This is a genomic window from Gordonia sp. NPDC003585 (genome assembly GCF_040610755.1).
GTDB lineage: Bacteria > Actinomycetota > Actinomycetes > Mycobacteriales > Mycobacteriaceae > Gordonia.
This window is the reverse complement of the sequence record NZ_JBEXMX010000071.1, coordinates 1-22,511: the sequence shown is the minus strand read 5'-3', so window position 1 is coordinate 22,511 and position 22,511 is coordinate 1. Positions and strand designations below refer to the sequence as shown.

The 22,511-nt window shown below is 66.1% G+C and carries 22 protein-coding genes; 4 read left to right on the top strand and 18 right to left on the bottom strand.

The features are described from left to right. Positions 1–2 precede the first annotated feature (2 nt). From ABZW74_RS18220 to ABZW74_RS18210, 3 genes are all read left to right on the top strand, one after another. A complete protein-coding gene (locus ABZW74_RS18220; protein ID WP_355278160.1) occupies positions 3–1,022 on the top strand; it encodes a LacI family DNA-binding transcriptional regulator in 1,020 nt (339 codons plus the stop codon). 34 nt (positions 1,023–1,056) lie between these two features. Further along, a complete protein-coding gene (locus tag ABZW74_RS18215; protein WP_240856820.1) occupies positions 1,057–1,800 on the top strand; it encodes a GntR family transcriptional regulator in 744 nt (247 codons plus the stop codon). Between the two features lie 276 nt (positions 1,801–2,076). After that, positions 2,077–3,546: a serine/threonine-protein kinase gene (locus ABZW74_RS18210; RefSeq protein ID WP_240856821.1), complete on the top strand. Its 1,470-nt coding sequence runs from the start codon at positions 2,077–2,079 to the stop codon at positions 3,544–3,546. Here ABZW74_RS18210 and rsgA read toward each other — a convergent pair. The 5 genes from rsgA to ABZW74_RS18185 form a co-directional block, all read right to left on the bottom strand. Beyond that, a complete protein-coding gene (gene rsgA / locus ABZW74_RS18205; protein WP_240856822.1) occupies positions 3,533–4,552 on the bottom strand; it encodes a ribosome small subunit-dependent GTPase A in 1,020 nt (339 codons plus the stop codon). The genes ABZW74_RS18210 and rsgA overlap by 14 nt on opposite strands. Before the next feature lie 232 nt (positions 4,553–4,784). Then, the gene (gene aroA / locus ABZW74_RS18200) at positions 4,785–6,050 is read right to left on the bottom strand and encodes a 3-phosphoshikimate 1-carboxyvinyltransferase (protein WP_240856823.1); all 1,266 of its coding nucleotides are present in this window, start codon (positions 6,048–6,050) and stop codon (positions 4,785–4,787) included. 24 nt (positions 6,051–6,074) lie between these two features. Next, positions 6,075–6,455 (bottom strand): VOC family protein, encoded by a 381-nt coding sequence (locus tag ABZW74_RS18195; RefSeq protein ID WP_240856824.1) that lies wholly within the window; start codon positions 6,453–6,455, stop codon positions 6,075–6,077. 12 nt (positions 6,456–6,467) lie between these two features. Beyond that, positions 6,468–6,722 carry a hypothetical protein gene (locus ABZW74_RS18190; protein WP_240856825.1) on the bottom strand — a complete coding sequence of 85 codons (255 nt, stop codon included), beginning with the start codon at positions 6,720–6,722 and terminating at the stop codon, positions 6,468–6,470. A 63-nt stretch (positions 6,723–6,785) separates the two neighbouring features. Beyond that, a complete protein-coding gene (locus ABZW74_RS18185) occupies positions 6,786–8,480 on the bottom strand; it encodes a nucleobase:cation symporter-2 family protein (RefSeq protein ID WP_240856826.1) in 1,695 nt (564 codons plus the stop codon). A 75-nt stretch (positions 8,481–8,555) separates the two neighbouring features. On the opposite strand from ABZW74_RS18185, the gene ABZW74_RS18180 reads away from it, so the two are divergent. Next, complete coding sequence (locus tag ABZW74_RS18180; RefSeq protein ID WP_240856827.1) at positions 8,556–9,032, top strand: NUDIX domain-containing protein; 477 nt, start codon at positions 8,556–8,558, stop codon at positions 9,030–9,032. A 56-nt stretch (positions 9,033–9,088) separates the two neighbouring features. Here the strand turns inward: ABZW74_RS18180 and ABZW74_RS18175 are convergent, their stop codons facing one another. The 13 genes from ABZW74_RS18175 to ABZW74_RS18115 form a co-directional block, all read right to left on the bottom strand. Beyond that, entirely contained in the window at positions 9,089–9,745 is a 657-nt protein-coding gene (locus tag ABZW74_RS18175; protein ID WP_240856828.1) for a TetR/AcrR family transcriptional regulator, read from the bottom strand. Positions 9,746–9,754: 9 nt separating this feature from the next. Continuing rightward, on the bottom strand, positions 9,755–11,515 hold the full coding sequence (locus ABZW74_RS18170) for an ABC transporter ATP-binding protein (protein ID WP_240856829.1): 1,761 nt from the start codon (positions 11,513–11,515) through the stop codon (positions 9,755–9,757). Continuing rightward, a complete protein-coding gene (locus ABZW74_RS18165) occupies positions 11,512–13,353 on the bottom strand; it encodes an ABC transporter ATP-binding protein (protein ID WP_355278152.1) in 1,842 nt (613 codons plus the stop codon). The genes ABZW74_RS18170 and ABZW74_RS18165 overlap by 4 nt, the downstream gene beginning before the upstream one ends. Positions 13,354–13,511: 158 nt before the next feature. Next, positions 13,512–14,372 carry a metal ABC transporter permease gene (locus ABZW74_RS18160; RefSeq protein ID WP_240856865.1) on the bottom strand — a complete coding sequence of 287 codons (861 nt, stop codon included), beginning with the start codon at positions 14,370–14,372 and terminating at the stop codon, positions 13,512–13,514. A 71-nt stretch (positions 14,373–14,443) separates the two neighbouring features. Continuing rightward, positions 14,444–15,223, bottom strand: a complete 780-nt coding sequence (locus ABZW74_RS18155) for an ATP-binding cassette domain-containing protein (protein WP_240856831.1) — start codon at positions 15,221–15,223, stop codon at positions 14,444–14,446. Next, positions 15,210–16,154, bottom strand: a complete 945-nt coding sequence (locus tag ABZW74_RS18150) for a zinc ABC transporter substrate-binding protein (protein WP_240856832.1) — start codon at positions 16,152–16,154, stop codon at positions 15,210–15,212. Before ABZW74_RS18150 ends, ABZW74_RS18155 begins: the two co-directional genes overlap by 14 nt. A gap of 79 nt (positions 16,155–16,233) precedes the next feature. Continuing rightward, positions 16,234–16,356: a type B 50S ribosomal protein L36 gene (ykgO, locus tag ABZW74_RS18145; RefSeq protein WP_160900747.1), complete on the bottom strand. Its 123-nt coding sequence runs from the start codon at positions 16,354–16,356 to the stop codon at positions 16,234–16,236. 77 nt (positions 16,357–16,433) lie between these two features. After that, positions 16,434–17,039, bottom strand: coding sequence for a TetR/AcrR family transcriptional regulator (locus ABZW74_RS18140; RefSeq protein ID WP_240856866.1), 606 nt, complete (start codon positions 17,037–17,039; stop codon positions 16,434–16,436). A 52-nt stretch (positions 17,040–17,091) separates the two neighbouring features. Beyond that, the gene (locus ABZW74_RS18135) at positions 17,092–18,909 is read right to left on the bottom strand and encodes an FAD-dependent oxidoreductase (protein ID WP_355278148.1); all 1,818 of its coding nucleotides are present in this window, start codon (positions 18,907–18,909) and stop codon (positions 17,092–17,094) included. Between the two features lie 181 nt (positions 18,910–19,090). Further along, the gene (locus ABZW74_RS18130; protein WP_355278146.1) at positions 19,091–19,951 is read right to left on the bottom strand and encodes an LLM class F420-dependent oxidoreductase; all 861 of its coding nucleotides are present in this window, start codon (positions 19,949–19,951) and stop codon (positions 19,091–19,093) included. A 1-nt stretch (position 19,952) separates the two neighbouring features. Next, positions 19,953–21,416, bottom strand: coding sequence for a PH domain-containing protein (locus tag ABZW74_RS18125; RefSeq protein WP_355278143.1), 1,464 nt, complete (start codon positions 21,414–21,416; stop codon positions 19,953–19,955). Further along, a complete protein-coding gene (locus ABZW74_RS18120) occupies positions 21,403–21,885 on the bottom strand; it encodes a PH domain-containing protein (RefSeq protein WP_355278140.1) in 483 nt (160 codons plus the stop codon). The genes ABZW74_RS18125 and ABZW74_RS18120 overlap by 14 nt, the downstream gene beginning before the upstream one ends. Positions 21,886–21,889: 4 nt before the next feature. Further along, a partial coding sequence (locus ABZW74_RS18115) for an SDR family oxidoreductase (protein ID WP_355278137.1) occupies positions 21,890–22,511 on the bottom strand: 622 nt, incomplete at its 5' end.

The following is a 22,511-nucleotide window of genomic DNA, read 5'->3' as shown; positions in this document are numbered from 1 at the left end:
GCATGCCACATCGGTATCCGGTGCGCGAGATCGCGCGGCAGGCGGGCGTCAGCGATGCGACGGTCGATCGCGTCCTGCACGGCCGGCCAGGCGTGCGCGAGGTGACGGTGCGGCAGGTCGAGCAGGCCATTGCCGACCTCGATCGGCAACGCACCCAGCTGCGGCTCTCGGGCCGACAGTTCCTCATCGACCTCGTGATGGACACGCCACGCCAGTTCTCGCGGCTGGTCTCCGACGCCCTCGAGGCCGAACTGCCCGCACTGCGCCCGGCGGTCATGCGTGCGCGCTATCACGTGCGCGAGCGGTGGGAGGTGGCGTCGATGGTCGACGAACTCGACGCCATCGGACGGCGCGGCAGCCATGCGGTGGTCCTCAAAGCGCCGGACGTACCCGAGATCGAGGACGCGATCCGACGCCTGACTGCGCAGCGGATCCCGGTGATCACGCTGGTCACCGACGTCGTGCGCAGTACTCGCATTGCCTACGTGGGCATGGACAATCGGGCGGTCGGAGCCACGGCGGCCTACCTGATGTCGCGCTGGCTGCGGCACGTGGCGGGCGATGTCCTGGTGATCACCAGCGGTGCGACCTTTGAGGGCGAGGGGCTGCGCGAGCAGGGCTTCCGTGAGGCGCTGCGGGTTCACGACCCGGGTCGCACGGTGGTCGCGGTGTCCAACTCCGACGGTCTCGACGCGACGTGCCGACGCCTCGTCGACACCGCGCTCGACAAGCATCCGGGCATCGTGGCGGTCTATTCGATCGGTGGTGGAAATCGTGGCATCGTCGACGCGTTTGCGGCGTCGGATCGCGCGTGCGAGGTGTTTCTGGGGCACGACCTCAGCGACATGAACCGCACATTGCTCGCCAGTGGTCATCTGAGTGCGATCCTGCATCACGACCTGCGATCGGACATGCGGGCGATGGCCCAGGTGGTGATGAGTCATCACGGCGCCATCCCGGAGTTTCGGCCGCGGCGATCGGCGATCGCGGTGATCACGCCACACAACATCCCGGAGTACTGACACAAACATAGTTTGTTATGACATAATGACAGGCATGTCCGAGACGACGCAGTTGGCCGTGGAGCTCGACCGGTCGACTCCGGTGCCGCTGTATCACCAGCTCGCGCAGGCTTTCGAGTCTGCCATCGTCAGCGGTGACCTGCGCCCCGGTGACCGGCTGGAGAACGAACTCGATCTCGCCAAACGGCTCAAGCTGTCCCGCCCGACCATTCGTCAGGCCATACAAGAACTCGTCGACAAGGGCGTCGTCGTACGCAAGCGGGGGGTCGGGACCCAGGTGGTGCAGAGTCCCGTGCACCGTTCGGTGGAACTGACGAGCCTGTTCGACGACCTGAGCACCGCCGGTATGCATCCGGCCACGCAGTTGCTCGAATACCGCATCGGCATCCCGGACGAGGAATTGCGCCAGGATCTGGCGCTGCCGGTCGATGGCGAAGCGGTCACCATCAAACGTCTCCGCAGTGCAGGCGGAGAACCGCTGGCCGTGATGACCAACCACCTGCCCGCCGACATCTGTCCGCCCGCAGGGGAACTCGAAGACGGTGGTCTCTACAAGGGACTCCGCGCCCGGGGTGTACACATTCGACTTGCTCGCCAGCGGATCGGCGCCAAGGCCGCCGACGCCGACGAGGCCGCACTGCTCGGCGAAGAGGTCGGCGCACCGCTGCTGACCATGCAACGCACGGCGTTCGACGACGCCGGACGCGTCGTCGAGGTCGGGCGCCACGCCTACCGCGCCGACCGGTACTTCTTCGAAACGACCGTCGTCGACCGCTGATGGCCCCATCCGCTCCCTGAGGTGTGAGGAGCGCAAGCGACGAGCCTCCCATCCGCTCCCTGAGGTGCGAGGAGCGCAAGCGACGAGCCTCGAAGGGCGTGGTGAGACGACAATGTCCTCTCACCAGGGGCGAGGTTCGCAGGCTCGCACCTCGGCCGGCGGGAGGGGCGTCGGGGGTGGGCGCGCCCAGTCGGACGGGAGGGGACGCGCAGGTGGCGAAGAGACAAAGAGCCGTACCGGTTAGGCTGAGGTCCGTTTGGTGCAGGACGGTTGGGGGTGACCTTGCTGAACATTGGTGCGGATTTCGCCGGTTACCGCGTGCTCGACATTCTGGGCAGCGGGGGCATGGGCGCCGTCTACCTGGTCGAGAACGCGCAGCTTCATCGGTGTGAGGCACTGAAGGTGATCTCGGTCGGGGGTTCGAACAGCGCCGAGTTCGAGCGCCGATTCGTGAACGAGGCGCGAGCCGCCGCGGGTCTGGACCACCCGGGCATCGTCACCGTCCACCACTACGGTGTCGCCGAGGGCACTCCGTTCTTCACCATGGCCTTCCTGGCTGGGCAGGACCTTTCCGCTGCTGTGCTGAATGCACACGACATCGGCGCGGTCGTTGCGTCGGTTGCCGATGCGCTGGACTACGCCCATGGTCGCGGCGTCATTCACCGCGACATCAAGCCTGCCAATGTGATCGTGCGACGTGACGACAGTGGTCGCATCAGCCGGGTGGTCGTGGTGGACTTCGGGATCGCGCGACTCGTCGATGTGCCGGGAGCGACGACGTCGGGCGCGTTCATCGGAACGCTCGCCTATGCGGCACCCGAGGTGCTCGACGGCGGCGAGGCCAGCCCGCGTTCGGATCAGTACTCGCTGGCCTGCACGACGTATGAACTGCTGTGCGGACGGGCACCCTTCTCCGAACCGACGCCAGCGGCGTTGATGCTTGCCCACATCACGAAACCTGCGCCGAAGGCGAGTGCGGTTCTCGGAACCGGATACGTGGGAGTCGACGCCGTCCTCGAACGGGCGCTCGCGAAAGACCCGGCCCATCGATTCTCCACCGTCACCGACTTCGCGCGTGCGCTGACCCGGGCGCTCGAGGCGAGTTCGGCACAGTCCGCGGAAACGCTTCCGGGAGAAGTGATCACACACGCCGCGCAGCTGACCGATACGCCGGCCCCGAGATCGACAGCGAAGATCGTCGTCGGCATCGTCACGGGTGTCGCGATCGTCGCGGTCCTCGGGGTCGTCGCGGCCACCCTGTGGTGGAGGTCTGACTCGGAGTCGGCGCACGCGGCATCGGCAGCTGCACCGGACACCACGTCGGCGACGACATCGGTGGCCGCACGCGCGAACGGGCACTGTTCCCCGGAGACGACGACGATGACCCTGGTCGCCAGCAAGCCGGCGTTCCGGGTGGGTGATCGCATGATGTTCGCCTGGCGGATCCGCAACGACGCCGACACCCCGTGCCCGCTCGACATCGGTGTCTCGGCGACCGAGATCGTCGTGACGTCGGCCGCCGGAGAGCGGCAGTGGGGAAGCCGGGATTGCAGTCCGGAGAAGGGCACTCGGGTCGTGGTGATCGCACCACACCAGTACGCGCCCGCCGTCGGATACAAGTGGTCGCTCAAGACGAGCGAGTTGACCTGCACACAGCCACGGCAAGATCTGGTTCCCGGAACCTATCGCGCGGTCGCGAGCGTGGACGGGATCGACGCGGAGCCGGTGACGTTCACGATTCGCTAGGAGATTCGACGCCGGTGGTGACGGCAACGAGCAACTGCCGCACCGCCATTGCACGTCGGTGTGAGTGGCCTTCGAGCAGATCGAGCGCACACTCCGGGTCAGCGGGTGGGCCGAGATGGGTGCAGCCGCGCGGACAGTCCTCGATGGCGTCGCGGAGATCGTCGAAGGCGTCGACGATGTCGTCGGGGGTGACGTGCGCGAGTCCGAACGACCGGATACCTGGGGTGTCGACGACCCAGGTGCGGGGCAACTCGTCACCAGGCAATGCGAGAGCGACCGACTGGGTCGACGTGTGCCGTCCCTTGCCGACACCCGACACCACGCCCGTTGCTCTATCTGCCTCGGGCACAAGACGGTTAACCAATGTCGACTTGCCGACACCCGAGTGTCCGATGAGCGCGGTGAGGTGGCCGTCCAAGATGGTGAGGATGTCGTCGAGCGGGTCGTCTCGGCCGGCCCGGACAATCGGCAGGTCGAGGTCGGCGAAGGCGGCGGTGAACTCGGTGGGGTCGGCGAGGTCGGATTTGGTCAGGCACAAGATGGGCGCGAGACCGCCGACATAGGCTGCGGCGAGCGCTCTTTCGACGAATCCGGTGCGAGGTGGGGGATCGGCCATGGCGGTGACGATGAGGAGTTGGTCGGCGTTGGCGACGACGATCCGCTCGTACGGGTCGGAGTCGTCGGCGGTGCGTCGCAAGATGGTGGAGCGTTCGGCGACACGGACGATCCGGGCAAGGGTGTCGGGCTTTCCGGACAGATCGCCCACCACAGAAACGTTGTCGCCCACCACGATCGGTGTGCGGCCGAGTTCGCGGGCGCGCATGGTCACGAGGTGACGGTCGGGGTCGCCGCCCAGGACACATCCCCATCTGCCACGATCCACCGACACCACCATCGCGTCGGCTGCGTCGTCGTGCGTGGGACGTTGCTTGGTGCGCGGCCGACTGCCCTTACCGGGACGAACCCGGACGTCGGACTCGTCGTAGCTGGCCGCGCGGCGGGTCAAGGGCGGACCGTCGCGTTGCGCTTGCCAGCCGTTTCCGCTCCCTGAGGAGCGAGCTTGCGAGCCGTTTCCGCTCCCTGAGGAGCGAGCTTGCGAGCCTCGAAGGGCTGGCGAGGAAGTGTTGCGAGGCCTTCGAGGCTCGTCGGTTTCGAGACGCGCCGGACTCGCTGCGCTCGCTCGTCGCTCCTCAACCCGGCGGCTAGCGCTCCTCGCACCTCAGGCAGCGGGGGGCGGGTCACGGGTGCCCGATCATCTGCTGCCACATGCCGGGGAAGTCGGGGAGGGTTTTGGTGGTGGTTTCGATGTCGTCGACGGTGACGCCCTGGGTGACGAGGCCGATGATCGCGCCCGCGGTGGCCATCCGGTGGTCGGCGTAGGACTCCCAGGTTCCGCCGTGCAGAGTGGTCCCGGTGATCTGGAGGCCGTCGTCGGTCTCGGTGCAGATGCCGCCGAGCCGCGTGATCTCGGTGGTCAGTGCGGCCAGCCGGTCGGTTTCGTGTCCGCGCAGGTGGGCGATCCCGGTCAGCTCGGAGTCGCCGTCGGCCACCGCACAGAGCGCCGCGATCGTCGGGGTGAGCTCGCCGATGTCCCGCAGATCCAGCGATACGGCCGAAAGTCGTTGCGGGCCCTGCACGGACAGTGTGCCGTCGATCAGTTCGACGGTGCAGCCCATCGCGGCGAGGATGTCGGCGATGCGAGCGCCGGGCTGGGTGGTGACCGCGGGCCAGTACGGTACGCGCACGGTGCCGCCGGTGACCGCGGCCGCGGCGAGGAAAGCGGCCGCGTTGGAGAGGTCGGGCTCGACCGTCCAGTCGACGGCGGCGATCCTCCCCGGCGCCACCCGCCATGTGTTCGGCTCACTGGTGTCCACGGTGACACCCGCGGTGGCGAGCATGTCGACGGTCATGTCGATGTGCGGTGTGCTCGGTACAGGCGCGCCGACGTGGCGGATCATCAGGCCGTCGTCGAACCGGGCCCCGGACAGCAGCAGACCGGACACGAACTGCGACGATCCGGATGCGTCGATGGTGACCTCGCCGCCCCGCACTGTTCCCGCACCGTCGACGGTGAACGGCAAGGCGTCGCCCTCGACGCCCACGCCGAGTCCGCGCAGTGCGTCGAGGATGGTGGTCTGCGGTCGGGTGCGGGCCTGCTCGTCGCCGTCGAAGGTGACCGGTCCGTCTGCGAGAGCGGCCACCGGCGGCAGGAATCGCATCACCGTGCCGGCGAGTCCGCAGTAGATGTCGGCGGCATGCAGCGGTGCCGGTTCGATCGACACCGTCGTCTCCTGCGCCGGGTCGACGCGCACGCCCACTCCCAGCGCCGTGAGCGCGCCGAGCATCAAGTTCGTGTCGCGACTACGCAGCGTTCCGCGAATGGTCGACGGTCCGTCGGCGAGAGCGGCAAGGACGAGCGCACGGTTGGTGATGGACTTCGAGCCGGGCAGTTCGACCGTCGCGTCGAGCCGGGTCGGCGCCACCGGTGCGATCCAAGTGCTCATGGCGACAAGTCTGTCATGTGTCTATCACCGGGTGTCGCGGCGCAGCGGGTGGTCGTCGGGCACCTCGACGACGATCAACAGCCTGCCGTCCGGGTCCTCGATGTGCATCTCGATCAGTCCCCACGGCTCGGTCACCGGTTCGCGGGAGATGGCGACCCCGTTGGCTCGCAGTTCACGTTCGCATGCCTGCGCGTCGCGGACCTGCAGCCAGAGCACGGCGTCGGTTGCCGGGCCGACATCGTCGGACATGTGCCCGGGTACCTCGATCAGCCCGTTCCCGGCATGGAAGACCATGCCTCCGGGGTAGACACGGGCAACGGCGAGCCGCAGTTGGTTGCGATAGAAGTGCTGAAGTCGCTCGGGGTCACCGGAGCGCAGAAGCACACGGCTGGACAGAACCTCCACGACGGTTATTGTCTACTGCCCTTCGGTGGTCCCGTCGGTACCGCCGAGCGCGTGTCCCCGGTTGAGGTCGTTCCCGTGACGCGCAGCCTCGTAGATCGCCTTCTCGCGGGCGATCCGGTCGGTCTCGCCGATCGGCTTGGCGTCGCCGAACGCGAATGCCGATTCGTGCGGGTAGTCGTGCGGGATGTCCGGGTCGTCGGTCGGATCCTCGGCGGCCGGATTGTTCGGGCTCGGTTCGGTAGGGACATGCTCTGGGCTGGGAGACATGGTTCAACGATACGGTGGATCGGGAGGGCCAGCCGCGTTCCGCCCAACGTCGACGGTGCCCGATCACTCCCGGCGCGAGAACTGCCCGTCGGTCCGGCCGTCCCAGACGTCGAACACTTGAGTCACCTTGGGGTCGCCGAGACTCTTGATCCAGTCACACAGGTCCTGTGGCGCATTGGGATTGGTGACGATGAACCGGTGTAGTCCGGCGTCGTGTTCGGCGAGGACGCGTAGCGTCTCGGGTGGGGTGTCGGGGTCGGCCGCGGCCAGGGCGTCGCGGGGGTCGAAGGCCGCGCCGCGGGGTGCGTCGGAGGCGGCGATGCCCACTGGATCGCCGGCCACCTCGATCTCGCCGGTGTTGTGATAGTCCAGCGGGTCGGCCGATGTGCTCCGGGTGTTCAACAGCAGGTTGAGCAGAATGGCGGTGATCGCACCCGCTGAGATACCCGAATGGAAGATCGTCTGGAACCAGTCGGGGAACTGGTGGTAGAGGTCGAGCGAGACGTTGACCGCCTCGCCGCTGCTGCGGTCGGTGTAGTACAGCTTGGCCTCGGTCAGCATCGCGACACCCACCGAGATGGCGACGACCAGGATGTTGGTGTTGTTGAACTTCACCTTGGAGAGGGTTCGCACGCCACTCGCGGCGACCATGCCGAACAGTGCGACGCCCGCGCCGCCGAGCACGGGGAGCGGAATGCCCTCCACGATCGCGGCCACCTTCGGCAGCAGCCCGAGACCCACCAGAATGACGCCGGCGCAGGTGGCGACGTGCCGGGTCTTGACGCCGGTGATCGCGACCAGCCCGACGTTCTGGGCGAACGCGGTGTACGGGAAGGTGTTGAACACGCCGCCGATGACGGTACCGAGACCGTCGGCACGCATACCGTCGGCCAGCTTCTGGGGGGTGATCTTCTTGTCGACGATCTCGCCGACCGCGACGATGTCGCCGGTGGTCTCCGTCATGATCACCAGCGCCACGATGATCAGCGAGATGATCGAGCTGAGCTCGAAGGACGGCACACCGAATTGGAACGGCTGCGGAACGGCCACCCACGCCGACTCGCCGACACCATCCCAGTCGGCCATGCCGAAGGGCAGCGAGATCAGCGTGCCGAGCACCAGGCCGACGAGCACCGACACCCGCTTGATCGTCGGGGGAGCGAACATCTCGAGCGCGATGATGATGGCCAGCGTCAGGAAGCCGAAGGCGATGGCCTTGGGTGCGCCGAAGTCCTCGCCCTCGTTGGTTCCGCCGCCGAACCAGCCGGCCGCGACGCGCATCAGGGATACGCCGATGATGAGGATGATCGTGCCCGTGACCAGCGGCGGGAAGAATCTGATCAGTCTGCCGACGATGGGTGCGGCGGCGATCATGAAGACACCCGACGCGATCACCGACCCATAGATGGCGGTCACGCCGTGGTTCATCCCGATGGTGATCATCGGTCCTACGGCGGCGAAGGTGACGCCCTGCATGAGGGGGAGTCGGACGCCGAATCGCCAGAAGCCGACCGCCTGCAGGATCGTCGCGATACCGGCGACGAAGAGGTCGGCGGTGATCAGGTGGACGATGTCGCCCTGCTCGAGTTTGCCTGCGCTGACCATCGCGCCGCCGACGATGAGCGGGACGGCGACCGCGCCCGCGTACATCGCCAGCACGTGCTGGATGCCGAGCGGCAGAAGTTTGACCAGAGGCGGAATGTCATCCACCGGATGCTGGGCTTCTTTGCCGTGCTTGATCGTGTCGAGAACCGCCATGCACAGTGTCTACGATTCGGACATTTCGGTACTGCCGCATTCGTGTGTCGTCGGTGTTTCCGTGAAAATATATCCATGGCACATGGTTCGAAGCGCAGCGCGGGCATCCTCCTCTATCGGCGATCCGACGACGGAGTCGACGTTCTCGTCGCGCACCCGGGCGGACCGCTCTGGGCGCGCAAGGACGACGGCGCGTGGTCGATTCCGAAGGGGCTGGTCGAGCCCGACGAGTCGGCCTGGGAGACCGCCCGCCGTGAGTTCGCCGAGGAGATCGGCAGCTCGGTGCCCGACGGAGGCCACATCGATCTCGGGGAGGTGACGCTGAAATCGGGCAAGGTCGTCGTCGCTTTCGGGGTCGAAGGCGATCTCGACGTCACGACGGTTCGGAGCAACACCTTCGAGATGGTGTGGCCGCCACGGTCGGGGCAGATGCAGAGCTTCCCCGAGATCGACCGTGCCGAATGGATGTCACCGGACACCGCCCGGCGCAAACTGAACCCGGCCCAGGCCGCGTTCGTCGACCGCCTCCTCGACCTCCTGGCCAGTCGATGATGATTGCCATCAAGAGTGATCGGTACCGCCGAACGACCGTGGGGTCGAGGGTGGATTCAGATCTCCGGCCAGCGATGCTCGAGTCCCATCAGGATGAAGTCGACCTTCAGGTCGACCACCCCCCGCTCGCGCCAGGACTCCCGGGGTTCGATGACCGAGTGGGTGCTCACGGCCGCTTTCACCCGGTCCAATCCCGTTGTGCCGCTGTCATCCACGGTGCGCATCGACTCCACGGAAAGGTGGCAGGCGAAGACGGTGTCGCCGATGAAATCGAGTGCGAACATCGCCTGACCGGGAGTCTTGCCGTACGCGGTGATGCGTCGTGAGTATTCCGCCAGGATCTCCTCGATCCGGGTGAAGGCGGGTGCGTAGTCGTAGACCACGCGTTCGAGGCCCGGAAAATTCTCGCACACCCGCCAGCACTCGTCGGCCCAGAGTTTGAGCACCGCATGCCAATCCGGTTCGTCCGCGGGCAACCGGATACTGGCGGCGGCGCGGTCCAGGCATGCCACGACGACCTGTTCGCGAGAGTCGAACAGCCGGTAGATCGCCGGGGTGACCACGCCGAGCCGTTGTGCGACAGCCGACAACGTGAACCTGTCGATTCCCTCGTCGAGCGCAGCGGTGACGACGTCGGCTTCGGTGAAAGCCGGCTTGCGGCCGGCCTTCTTGCCCACCGTCCGTGCGTTGCCGTCGACGTTGCTCTGACGCATACGCAGATTCTAATTCGTCAGCTGCCAGCCTTGTGCGCTCTCGAGTCGATGCCAGAACCGGGCGTATGTCCCGTCGGTGGCGATCAGTTCCTCGTGTCTGCCCTGCGCTTCGACGCGGCCCTCGGCGTCGAGGGCGATGATCGTGTCTGCGCCGGCGATGGTCGCCAGGCGATGGGCGATGATGATCACCGTGGCCTGTGCGCGCAATCGCTCGACGGCGGCGACGATATTGGCTTCGTTCTCGATGTCGAGTGCCGACGTCGCTTCGTCGAGGAGGACGATCGGCGCTTGCTTGAGCAGTGCCCGCGCGATCGCCACACGCTGACGTTCGCCGCCCGACAGCCCTCGGCCGCCTTCTCCCACTTGCGTATTCCAGCCGTCGGGCAGGCGGGCGGCGATCTCGGTGACGCCCGCGAGGTCGGCCGCCTCGCGGACCTCGGCGTCGGTCGCGTCCGCTCGGCCCACTCGGACGTTGGCCTCGAGGGTGTCGTCGAAGAGGTAGACGTCCTGGAACACCATCGACAGCTGGCCCATCAGTTGTTCGGTGGTCTGTTCGGTGACGGGTACCCCGCCGACCAGCACACGCCCGGTGTCGACGTCGTAGAAGCGGCTGATGACGCGGGCGATGGTCGTCTTGCCGCCACCCGACGGTCCGACGAGGGCCACCATCGACCCGGCGGGAACGGTCATCGAGACGTTGCGCAGCGCGGGTGCGGATGCGCCGGGGTAGGTGAAGGTGACGTCATCGAGTTCGACGGTTCCCGGCTTGGTCAGTGCGACAGTCGTGTTCGGTTCGGGAAGCGGCGTCGCGGTCAGCACCTCGTCGAGGCCGTCGAGGAGGGGGCGGCGCGATTCGAGCGCCATTGCACTGGTGGTGATGGCCGAGACCGTCGAGGTGAATCGGAGTGCGAGTCCGATGAAGGCCAGTGCCGGAATGGGTTCCAGCGAGCCGTCGATGGCGAGTGACCCGGTCACCGTGATCAGGACAACGATCACACCTTGGGTCACCATGCCGCTCAGCAACATTCCCACTGTTTCGAGCCACAAGCCTTTGGTCTTTGCTTTGTAGGTGTCGTCGAGGGCTTGACTCAGGGGCCGGTAATCGTCGCTGCGATCGCAGGACCGGAGTGCGCCCTGGCATTGGGCGTACTCCACCACTCGATTGGCCAAATTCACTTCCTGCGGATCGTGAATGGCGCGTCCTTTGCGCATCAGCGCCGTCGACGCCAGGGTGATGAGCACGAACACCGGAACCGCAACGGTCAGAATGAGTCCGAGAGTCGGATCCCAGAACCACGCGGCGACGATGATCACGAACGCAGCGGTGCTGCGAGACACGAGCGGCCCGAACATGTGCGCAAAGATCTCGCCGGCCGACATCAACTCCGACGACACCATCCGGGACAGCGCCCCGGCCGCCGGCCGTGCGAACCAACCGAGTGGTTGCTTGGCCACCTGGTCGCCGACCAGCCGGTGCAGACTCCGCAGGAAGTCCAGCGCGACTGCGTAATTCGCGCTCTCCGAGAAGTAGTGTAGGCCAAAGCCGACGACGGAGAGAATGCCGAGTACCCAGAGCCAGCCGGCGAGGCCCATGCCCCAGACCGGGGTGCCCTGCGCCAGCGTGGTGATGGTGGGGAGCAGCGCCGCGAGCGCAACGCCCTCAACCAGGCCGACGATGATGCTCCCGGCGATGGCAGGCCGCATGTTTTCCGGATGCGAGACCATGCGCTTCATGCGCGGGACGATGTCGATGAGGGGGAGTGTGGTCATTTCTGAACTCGCTTCGCCGCGCCGGTGAGTTTCCACAGCCGCGCATAGTCGGGATTGTCCTGGAGCTCTTCGTGTTTGCCGATCGCTGTCACGTGGCCGTCGTTGACGACGATGATCTGGTCGACCCCCTTGATGACCTCGGGGCGGTGGGCGATCACCAGAACCGTTCGGCCATGCGCGAGCGTCGACAGTGCTTGCTGGATCTGGTGTTCGGACTCCGGGTCGGTCAGCGCGGTCGCCTCATCGAGGATGAGGATCGGTGCGTCGACGAGGACGGCGCGGGCGATCGCGATGCGCTGTGCCTGGCCTCCGGACAAGCCGGAGTCGGCACCGTACACCGTGTCGAATCCGTGTGGAAGAGACTCGATCTCGTCGAGGATACGGGCGGCGCCGGCCGCTCGTCGTACCTCGTCGTCGGTGGCATGCGGCCGACCCAGGCTGATGTTGTCGCGGATGCTGATGTTGAGGAGTTGAGCGTCTTGCAGCACAAAACCCACCCTGGAATAGAGGTCGGGCAGGTGGGCGATCGGGACGCCGCCGATGCTGATGGTTCCCGATCGCGGGTCGTCGAAGCGGGCGAGAAGGGTCGCGATCGTGGACTTTCCTGAGCCTGACGGTCCGATGAGGGCGGTGACGGTGCCCTCCGGCAACGTGAAGCTCACGTCGTCCACGGCGAGGATCGCGTCTGGGCCGGTGCCGTAGGAGTAGCTCACGTGGTCGAATGTCACTTCATGTGAACGTAATTCGTGGGGCACTGTCTCGTCTGCGCTGGGGAGGATCGGAGTGTTGGCCAAGTCGACGAGTCGCAGCGCCGACGCGCCGGCGATCTGCTGTGACCACATCGAGTGCATCAGGGTCTCGAGTGCGTAGGGGATCAGCAGGGCGATGAGCGACGTCGCGAGCACATCGGCCGTGGATACGATGCCGTTGTGTACGAGGATCGAACCGATCCCGATGTTGATGACCAGGATCAACGGAACTGCGAGGAACGACATCCCGAGTGCGGACACCCGGATCAGCGGCTTGACCCACTCGGAGTAGAAATCGTAGAACTCGTCGGCGGCGTCCTGATAGTTGCGGTGCGAACGTCCCACGCGCCCAAAGGCCTTCACCACGGCGATCCCGGTGACGAACTCGACCATGCGGGCCGAGACCGTCGACAGGCGCTGATCCATCTCGGCGGTCTTGCCGCCCATCCCGCGCATGGACAAGCTCATCGCGCCGACGTACAGCGGGAGAGTGGCGATGGCCAACAGGCCCAGGCGCCAGTCGATGACGAAGCTGTAGACCATCAAGGCCAGCGGCATCACGATGGCCATGGTGCCGTCGACCGGCTGGTGGGCGATGAGCTGGTGGATGGTTCCGATGTCGTCCTGCAGGCCCTTGCGCACTCGCCCCGAGTTGGTGGAAGTGAACCACGCGAGAGGTACCCGCGCGAATCTACGCACCAGTCGCAGCTGGATGACGTGACCGAGCTTGACGTCGGCGAAATGCGTGACGAGCAGCGCGATCAGGTAGACGAACAGTCGTAAGGCGAAGGTGATCACCAGGATTCGAATCCAGCGTTCGACTTCGTCGCGGTCGACTGCGGTGCCCGTGTTGTAGGCGTCGAGCAGCACGTCGCCGATGTGCACCAGTGCGACATAGGGGAATACCGCGAGGATGCCGGAGATCACGGCGAGAATCCGGCCGATCGCGAGTTGTCCCGCAACCGGTTTCATCAGGTCCTTGAGAGCCCGAGCGTTCGCCTTCTGTTGTGCCTTGTGCTCCTCGGCCGGATCGGGCTCGAGGCCGTGCTCGTCCGACTGGTCGGTCGGTGAAGATGTAGCCGTCGTCATGGACGCTCCCGAACGTAGGAGAGAATGGAACTTAGGGTAACCATACTCATTTGTGAATGGGCTTCAGTTTAGGAGTCGTCCGGGTCGAGCACAAGGGCGAATTGCGAGTGTCGAAGCCCCTCCGCTGCGAGATGCGACGCCTCGCGCCTCGAGCACCGTCAGGGAGCGGAGGAGGTCCCGGCAGGTGTCGTGTGCGTCTGGGTGCCGTGGCTGGGCGGCGCCGTGTCGTCGAGTGCCTGTGCCGTGGCGCGAACACGTTTGCTGCTCACCCAGACGATCAACCAGAACGCGCAGACGATCGAAACGATGAGGAAGCTCGGCGGCATGTTGTACATCGCGGACAGTGTCAGACCTGCGCCGACGGCGACAACGCTGATGAGCGTCGAGATTGCCATTGCCCGGGCCGGCCGGGGAGTGAGCATGATCGCCGTTGCGGCCGGGGTGACCACGAGAGCAAACAGCAGAAGAGTGCCCACGGCCTGTACCGCCATCGTCACCGCCAGACCCAGCAGGGCCATGAACAGAATCGACAACGTACGGATCGGAACACCTTTGGCTTCAGCCACTCCCGGATTCACCGAGGTGTACAGCAGCGGCCGATAGACGAATCCGATACACACCGCGAGAACGGCGAGCATGGCGGTGAAGGCGAGCAGCTGCTGATTCGAGATGGCCAGCAGGTTGCCGAACAAGACGTTGGTCATCGTCGACGAACTCTTGGTGGCCAGCGAATTGAAGAACAGTCCGAGCCCGGTTGCGAAGGCCAGCACGGTGCCGGTGATCACCTCGCGTTCGCCGGCCTTCTTACCGAGGAAGCCGATGACGAGTGCGCCACCGATACAGAAGGCGCCGAGCCCCAACGTGACCGGAACCCCGATGAGGACTGCCCCGGTGGCGCCGGGAAGACCGATGTGCGCGAGTGCGTGCGCGGCGAACGAGGTGTTGCGGACGACGGTGAAGTAGCCCACCAGTCCGGCCGCCAGGGCGACGAGAATGCCGCCGACGAGCGCGTTCTGCATGAACGGTGATGTGAGGATGTCCCACCAGTTGGACTGGTACCCGATGGCCAGAGTTGTCGTCGTCATCACGGTCAGACGCTCCTCGTGTAGAGATCGCCCTGTGGGGTGCGGAGGACCTGGACGCGCGTGCCGTACAGGTGGGTCAGGAGGTCTTCGTCGATCACGTCGTCGGTCGCGGCATAGTGTGCGTGGCCGTCGAGGAGGTAGATGGCCCCGCTCAAGACGGGTAGGAACGGATTGAGGTCGTGGGCGACCACCAGAATGGTCACTGACATCTCTTGCTGGATCTTGGTGAGAAGACTGACGATCTCATGCTGGCTACGCAGGTCCAACGAGGCGAGCGGTTCGTCGAGGATCACCATATCTGGTTGGGAGACAAGCGCTTCGGCGATGGCCACCCGCTGGCGCTGACCCCCGGAGAGGGACGCCAGGCGGGAATCGGCGAAGGACTCCGCGTTGACGGCGCGCAGTGCGTCGTCAACACGACGTCTGTCGGACGCCGAGGTGGGGCTGAATGCCCAACGTCGACCGGTCAATCCGAGAAGAACGGCGTCGCGTGCGCGGATGGCTCCACCGCTGATCTCGGCGTAATGCTGTGGGACGTAACCGATGCGATCCCGTTCGGCGCCGGGAGCCTCGCCGAACACCCGCAGCGATCCTTCGCTGGGGATCAACCCGAGGATCATCTGGAGAAGGGTGGTCTTGCCCGATCCGTTGGTGCCGATGACCGCATAGATGCCGCCGGCCGGGATCTCGAACGTCGCCTGCGACCAGATCACCCGACCACCCCGAACCGCGCTGACATCCGAGAATGCCAGCGCAGTGGTACTGCCGTCCTCAGACTTGGACACCAAGCGCCTTCGCCAGGGCAGTCAGCTGTGCCACCTGCCAGGCCGCAAACGAATCCTGGCCCGGCGGAACGGTTTCGGTCACCTCGACCACCGGGACGCCGGCGGACTCGGCGGCGGAACGGATCTGTGCGGGGATCGACCCTTCGGTCTGGCTGTTGTAGATCAGCACGTTGATCTGCTTGCCGGCGAGCGCGCTGGTGAAGGCGGTGATGTCACCGGGTGAGGGGTCGCTCTCCGCGGCCGCCGCAGCACGGAATCCCGCAGGAGTCTTGTCCATCAGGCCCACAGCTTGGGCCATGTAGTCGAAGACGCCCTCGGTCGCGCCGTAGGTTTTGCCGGTCGCCCCGGCCTTGATCTTGGTGATCAGGTCATTGTAGGGGGCCATCGAGGTGTTGAAGGACTGACGCTGCGTCGCGAAGTACTCGGCGCCCTTCGAGTCGATCTTGGTCAGCTCGGCGGTCACCGCATCGGCCACCGCAGTCACCGCGGTCGGCGAGTACCAGAGGTGGGGATTGGCGCCTTCGGCGGTGTTGGTCACCTTTGCCGCATCGACTGTCGGAGCCTTGGTGCCCGACGACGCTGCGAGCTTGGACGCCCATGAGTCGTAGTCGGCACCGTTGACCACCACGAGTTGCGCGTCGGTGAAGGCGGCGCCGTCTGCCGGGCTGGGCTCGTAGTCGTGCGGGTCGACCGAACTGCTGGCCAGGATGGTCTTGACCTCGGTGCACTTGCCGCCGAGTTCGGAGACGATGTCGCCCCACTGGTCGACGCTGACGACGACCTTGATCGGGGTGATGGGACACGCAGGCGCAGAGGCGGCAGGACCGGACGGGGACGCGTCTTCGGTGTTGGAAGTACATCCGACGAGACCCAGGGGCAGTAGAAGAAGGGCAGCGGCCGACAGCTTGATTCGGCGGGGGATGAGCGGCATATGCATAACGATAATCGATATCAACTAGCGTCGCGAAGTCGGTGCCCGGAACTAGCGACTCGACGCAGGTCGAAGCCGGTCATCCTTGACGCGCCTTGAACCGCGGGTTCGCCTTGTTGATCACATAGATTCGGCCCTTGCGTTTGACCACCTGTGAACCCGGCTGATTCTTCAGCGACCGGATTGATGCACGTACCTTCATGTCGGAGTCCTCTCGTTAATGACAACAATTGCCATTAGAGCACATCCGGGGGAAGCCCTGCTCGCGCCGGCGGTGGCTCAGTCGAGCAGGTACGTCTTGATCATTGCCTTCCACAGATCCAGGTGCGGATCGGTGGTGGGATCGCGTCGGTCGATGAGGTACGTCGTGGCGGCACCGCGCATGCTACTGAGCAGGACCGGGAAGAGTTCGCGATAGCGCGGGCGTGAGGTGAGGTCCTCGCCGAGGAACCCGGCGACGGCCTGACGCACGATCAGGCCGATCTCCCTCTCCGTCGGCAGCAATGCCTGCCGTAGGTTCTCGTTGTTGCGCGCGGCGATCCACAACTCCATCGACGCCACGAAGTAGGGCTGGTGGAAGGTCGACCAGCCGGTGTCGACGGCCAGCGAGATCCGGGCGATGGGGTCGTCGGGCCACTCGACCTGTAGCGGCAGCTCTTCAATCCGGGTCCGGGCAAGGTGCTCGACCGCTGCCATCAAGAGGGCGTCACGCGATGGGAAGTGATGCAGCATGCGGCCGCGGGAAACCCGGGCTTCGTCCTGGATCGCCACCGTCGTCGCACCCGCATACCCGCGTTCGACGAGAACGCGGATCGCGGCGTCGAGCACGCGGGTGCGCGTCACGTCGCTGCGATGCTGACGTGACTGTTGAATGTCCGCAGTCAAGTGGCTGCTGCCCACATCCGCATCGTAGCTGTCGGTGATGCTCACCTGGGCTTCAGAAGTCGAGGACGTGCGGCTGGCCCGCGCGGTAGCGGGCACGGTCGGCTTGCTTGAGCGGCTCGAGCATCGGCAACTCCCACAGGGGGAACACCGTCGCCGGTCGGGCCGGGCTGTCCGATTCACCGATGATCGCGTTGGCCACCATGCGGCCCGACTCGTTCGCGCCCTCCATGGTGGCGAGGTCGATGTTGGTGCGGACGTGGTCGCCGCCGATGAAGAAGTTGGAGATGCGGGTGTCCGACGTCGGGCGATTCTTGTACGAGCCGGCCGTGTTCACCATGAGCGGGGTGGCGTTGGCGATGGTCGGCGACCAGGTGATTCCCGGGTCCAACGACCACGTCACGATGTCCTCGCTGCGCAGGATGCGACGACCGCCCGAGTTCATGGCGCGGCTCATCTGCGCCCACACCTCACGCGCGATCTGCTGTTTGGAGCATTCCTTGGCGGGCTTGCCGTACAGAATTCCCGGCTTGTTCCAGTCGGAGATGTCGATGGAGAGGCAGTCGTGGACCCGACCGTCGCCGTACGTACGCCCGAAATCCACTCCCCAGGGCTTGGCCTGGTAGAGCCCGGTCAGCGCCCACGGTGTGCCGAGCGATGCGATGTGCGCGGGTGGGAGGTCGGACTTGTGCTTCAGGAAGTACTGAATGCCGACCATCCAGTCGTCTTCGAGCTTCCGGATTCCGGCGAGTGAGGGGTCGGCGGCGAGCAGCGCTGGGGTCAGCATCGGGCCCAGGCGGTCGATGGGCATCGCCGCGACATACCAGTCGGTCGTCACGGTGCGGCCCGACGTCATACGTGCGCCCGAGATCCGACCACCGGCCATCGTGAACTGGCTGACCCCGTCGCCCATCACGAACTTCACGCCGCGCGCCTTCAGATATGCCACCCAGGGGTCGATCCACGCATGGTTGGTGGGCGCGTTGAGGATTCGGTCGACGCCGCCGTGCAGGAGTCCGGCGTCGTACTGCCCGACGAGACCGGTGGCCGACGTCGCCAGTGCCAGGCCGATCTGCCCGATCGTCCGCGCCGACGCGGTGCCCGACTTCGCGGCGACCAGTGCTCGCGTGAGCGCACCCGCGAGGTACTTGTTGTACGCGGGCGACTTTCCCTTGGCCTTGACGAACTCCATCCAGGACTGGTTCTCCCACTGGCCGAGCCTGCGCTCTTTGCAGCTCGTCGCGATGATCAGCTCGCGGTTGACGAAGTAGGCGAGCTCCCACGGCGGGATGTCGACCACGAACTTCAGTCCGGTCATGAACGCGTTGCGGAGATTCTCCAGGGTCACGAGTTCGCCGGCGTGCTCGATGCCGCCCATGATCGACGCCGGGGCCGCGGTGGGGGCGTATCCGGAATCGTCGAAGGCGACAATTGCAGCCTCGACGTTGATGAGGTGACGGTCCTTGACATTGCCGCCGCCCGGGAGCGGGATGCGCTCCATGGTGTCGGGTGTGTGCTGATAGCAGCCGGGGAAGAAGCGGAAGCCGTGCTCGCCGGGCAGGGCCTTGCGCCCGCCGCGCGCGGTACCCGGCACGTCGTGACTGCGGGCCTTCCCGCCGAGGTAGGCGGGCTCGTACACGGTGACGTCGAAGCCGCGTTCGATGAGCTCGTGGGCCGCGGACAGGCCCGACATGCCGCCACCGAACACCGCGACCTCGCGTCGTCGACGTTTGGGGGTGGGCGGCACCGCACGTGCACTCGGGGCCGTGACCTGCGGCATCGTCACCGCGGTGCCGGCCAGAACTGCCGCAGCGGCTGAGCCTTTCAACACCGACCGCCGCGAGACCCCGTCCTCTGTGTGCCTGTCGTGCATGCTGTCCACCCCTCGATTCGACCGTGAACCAGTCAGACCTGACTCTTCTTGCTGTGATGTGTACCACGCCACGGAGGGGGCTGGGACGGAATTACCGAAAAGTCTCGGTCGAATGTCCCAGTCAGTGGATCAGTGTCGGGGACGGTGGCAATCGAAGCGCGAGGGCGCTACACCAGATCGGTCACCCCAACCAGCGGTCGCCGAGTTCGTCGATCCATCGCGGCACATCGGACGACGCGTCGGGTGGCGAGTCGACGATCACCAGTTCGGTGACCCCGAGTTCCTCGAGACGGTCGCGATCGGTTGGCGAGGGTGTGGCCAACGCGACCGCGATGTGCAGGTCGGTGAATGTGCGACTGTGCGCGGCGCAGGCGGATCGTAGGACGGAAAGTCTGTTCGCCACGGCGTCGGCGTCGTCGAGGTTGAAGCCGTACCAACCGTCGGCCCACTCGGCCACCCGGGTCAGCGCACGATCGCTGTTGCCGCCGACCACGATAGGCAGGGCGGATTGTGTCGGCTTCGGATTGACTCGGACGTTGCGGAACGACACGAACTCGCCGGAGTAGGTCGCGACTTCGTCGGTCCACAGCGTGCGCATCGCGTCGCTGTAGTCGGCGGTACGGTCACCGCGCCGTGCAAACGGCACCCCCAGCGCATCGAATTCTTCTCGTGCCCAACCGATTCCCACGCCGAAGGTAAACCTCCCGCGACTCAAGCGGTCGAGGGAGGCCACCTGCTTGGCCATGATCAGCGGATTGTGTTCCGGTAGGAGTACCACTCCCGTGGCCAGCCGGATGGTCGACGTGTGTGCGGCCGCGAAACTCAGGCAGGCCATCGGGTCGAGCCAGTCGGCTTCGGCAGGCACCGCGATGCGCCCGTCGGCTGTGTACGGATAACGCGACGTCGGGTCGTCGACCATCACGACGTGTTCACCGCACCAGAGTGTGGCGAAACCTCGGTCCTCTGCATGTCGTGCCGTGGCGGCGATGATGTCCGGATCGGCTCCGGTGCCGATGCCCAGGGCGTGCAGGCCTATCTGCATGTCATTCCCCTCTCGCGGTGGCGAGGAACTGGCGCATCCACGGTGGGGCGGTGGTCGCGATGACGCGGTCGGAGGCGGCGACGTCGAGGTCGACCAGTTCGTATCCCTCGGAGCCGGCGGCGGTTGCGAGGATCACGGTGCGCACGTCCGCGCGCCGCTGAAACCACGACGCGCGGGTGGCCCAGCCGACGATGCCGTCGCGATCGAGTGCGTTCCGGTGCCGTGCGATCTTCGGCGGCGCGATCACCACGGACTGATCGGTGATGGCATGACCGAGGTGGCGGTAACGCGCCACGCCAAACGTCATCGACGCGGCCAGTGCGATGACACCGAGCGCCAGAAACCACACCGGACCGCCGGTCACTGCCGGGATGCCCGAGAGAATCAGCGCGGCGGCACCGGCCATCGCCGCGCGATTGAGCCGACGGGTCCGCGCGGTGCGTCCGTGCTCGACGAGCGGCATCGTCAGTTCCACCCCATCGTCGGCGACCAGGTTGCCCACGCGCACTGCCTCGTCCTTCGGTGCGGGTGGGAGCAGAAGGGGGTGCTTGATGTGGCCAATGGCGATACCGCCCAGGCGGGCGCCGTGTACCGGTCGCATCAGAACCGGTTCGTGCAGATGCGTACCGCGGATACGGGATTCGTCGAAACTCACGGCGTTGGTGGTCAGGAGTCCGCGTTCGGTGCGCAAGGTGCCGTCCGGGTGGCGGGTGAGGGTGAAGTTCCAGAAGCGCAGAATGTAGCCGAGAACCGAAAGCGCGGACCCCAATCCGATGACACCGACGACCACGACGATGATCACCACGGCCACCGGGATGCCGCGCACTGCATCGGCCGCGCGTTCCGCGGTCCCGACGCTGCGTTCGAAAAGTCCGGCGTCATTGGCTATCTGCGCGCTGAGCCCGAGCGCGGCACCCGCAGTGGCGAGTCCGGCCATCGAAAACGGGGAATACCGAAGCCATTCCGGGCGAAAACGAGTGAGGACAATGGCCGGTTGGCGGTCGACGTCTAGGGCCGGCACGTCGCCCCGGGGCGCGGTGGTCATCAGGTATCCGTGCAGTGAGTCTGCATCGGCAGCCGACAGGGCATTGAGTTTGACTGTCGCGGAATCCTTGTCGCCGCCGGTGCCGATGATGACCTTTTTGAGACCCAGGATTCGGTGGACCGGGCCTGCGGTGAGGTCGACGCTGCGGATGCGGTCGCGGCGAGCAGTGACGACCTTGCGTGTCAACAGTCCCTTTCGCACCTGTACGTGTTCGGGTGTCACCTGGTAGCGGGTGGTCAGCCAGGGCAGCACCGTCACCAGCAGCACCACGACGACCGTGGCCAGCAAAGAGAAGACGGGCGCAGACTGACCGGCGAAGACCAGTGCGATCAGGGCAGGAATGAGTTGCGGTAGCTGCTCGACCGGCTGCACCACCATCGTCCCTGGTGACAGCCGACGCCACGGCTCAGGTTGCGTCATCGCGGTGCGCCAGGGTTCGTCGGGTGAGTTCGGCGGCAACCTGCGCGGCGACCTCCGCGTCGAGCCCGACGATGCGGATGGTGCCCGCCGACGACGCCGTGGTGACGGTGAGCGTCGACAGGCGCAGCAACTGCTCGAGCGGTCCGGCCTCGGTGTCGACGATCTGGATACGGGCGATCGGGATGATCACCCGATGCCGCACGAACCAGCCGGACTGCGTGTACACCGCCTCGTCGCCGATCTCCCAACGATGAAAGCGATAGCGCCACTCGGGTATTGCGGTGACAGCGACCACCGTTGCGACGGCCACGACGACAGCTCCGAGCGCAGCGATCCAGCGTGCTTCGGGGACGAGGATCGCGACGACCAAGCCGGCGATGGTGAGCGGTATGCCCACCACGGCGGGAACGATCCGCCACAGCGTCTTGGCACGGGGATCGACCCGATTCGTCGGCTCGCGCAGCGTCACCAAATCAGGTTATCGTCACTCCACCGTCGACCGCGACCGTCTGCCCCGTCACGTAACCCGACGCCGGCGACGAGAGCCAGATTGCGGTGGCCGCGATCTCCTCGCCGCGACCCACCCGTCCGAGAACCACACGCGGCAGCTGGCTGTCGAGGTATCCGTCCTGGTAGGTGTCGGTCATCTCGCTCTCGAAGAAGCCGGGCGCGATGGCGTTGACCCGAATTCCCTTGCGGGAGCCCCACTGTTGGGCCAGGTCGCGGGTGAGGCCGATGACGCCGGCCTTGCTCGACGCGTATGCGGCCTGCGGCAGACCGGCGGTGGTGATGCCGAGAATGCTCGAGATGTTGATGACGGCGCTGCCGGGCTGCATCACACGCCCGCACGCCTGCGCCATCCAGTACGACCCGTTGAGGTTGATGTCGATGACCGTGCGGAACTGCTCGGGAGTCTCGCGGGTGGCCGGGAAGGCGGTTCCGACGCCGGCGTTGTTGACCAGCACGTCGACCCGCCCGAACGTCTCCATGGCCGTGTCGACGACGTTGCTGCAGGCGGCCGGATCGGCGACGTCGGCGGGCACCACCAGCGCCTTGCGGCCGAGACCTTCGACCATCGCGGCGGTGTCGGCGAGC

Excerpts from the sequence above, each read along its gene's own strand:
- ABZW74_RS18160 (WP_240856865.1), bottom strand. The coding sequence starts at position 14,372 with ATGCAGAACGCGCTCGTCGGCGGCATTCTCGTCGCCCTGGCGGCCGGA.
- ABZW74_RS18185 (WP_240856826.1), bottom strand. The coding sequence starts at position 8,480 with ATGGCGGTTCTCGACACGATCAAGCACGGCAAAGAAGCCCAGCATCCG.
- ABZW74_RS18130 (WP_355278146.1), bottom strand. The coding sequence starts at position 19,951 with ATGCAGATAGGCCTGCACGCCCTGGGCATCGGCACCGGAGCCGATCCG.
- ABZW74_RS18125 (WP_355278143.1), bottom strand. The coding sequence starts at position 21,416 with ATGACGCAACCTGAGCCGTGGCGTCGGCTGTCACCAGGGACGATGGTG.
- ABZW74_RS18165 (WP_355278152.1), bottom strand. The coding sequence starts at position 13,353 with ATGACGACGGCTACATCTTCACCGACCGACCAGTCGGACGAGCACGGC.
- ABZW74_RS18220 (WP_355278160.1), top strand. The coding sequence starts at position 3 with ATGCCACATCGGTATCCGGTGCGCGAGATCGCGCGGCAGGCGGGCGTC.
- ABZW74_RS18190 (WP_240856825.1), bottom strand. The coding sequence starts at position 6,722 with ATGTCTCCCAGCCCAGAGCATGTCCCTACCGAACCGAGCCCGAACAAT.
- ABZW74_RS18150 (WP_240856832.1), bottom strand. The coding sequence starts at position 16,154 with ATGCCGCTCATCCCCCGCCGAATCAAGCTGTCGGCCGCTGCCCTTCTT.
- ABZW74_RS18135 (WP_355278148.1), bottom strand. The coding sequence starts at position 18,909 with ATGCACGACAGGCACACAGAGGACGGGGTCTCGCGGCGGTCGGTGTTG.
- ykgO (WP_160900747.1), bottom strand. The coding sequence starts at position 16,356 with ATGAAGGTACGTGCATCAATCCGGTCGCTGAAGAATCAGCCGGGTTCA.
- aroA (WP_240856823.1), bottom strand. The coding sequence starts at position 6,050 with ATGAGCACTTGGATCGCACCGGTGGCGCCGACCCGGCTCGACGCGACG.
- ABZW74_RS18170 (WP_240856829.1), bottom strand. The coding sequence starts at position 11,515 with ATGACCACACTCCCCCTCATCGACATCGTCCCGCGCATGAAGCGCATG.
- ABZW74_RS18180 (WP_240856827.1), top strand. The coding sequence starts at position 8,556 with ATGGCACATGGTTCGAAGCGCAGCGCGGGCATCCTCCTCTATCGGCGA.
- ABZW74_RS18215 (WP_240856820.1), top strand. The coding sequence starts at position 1,057 with ATGTCCGAGACGACGCAGTTGGCCGTGGAGCTCGACCGGTCGACTCCG.
- ABZW74_RS18175 (WP_240856828.1), bottom strand. The coding sequence starts at position 9,745 with ATGCGTCAGAGCAACGTCGACGGCAACGCACGGACGGTGGGCAAGAAG.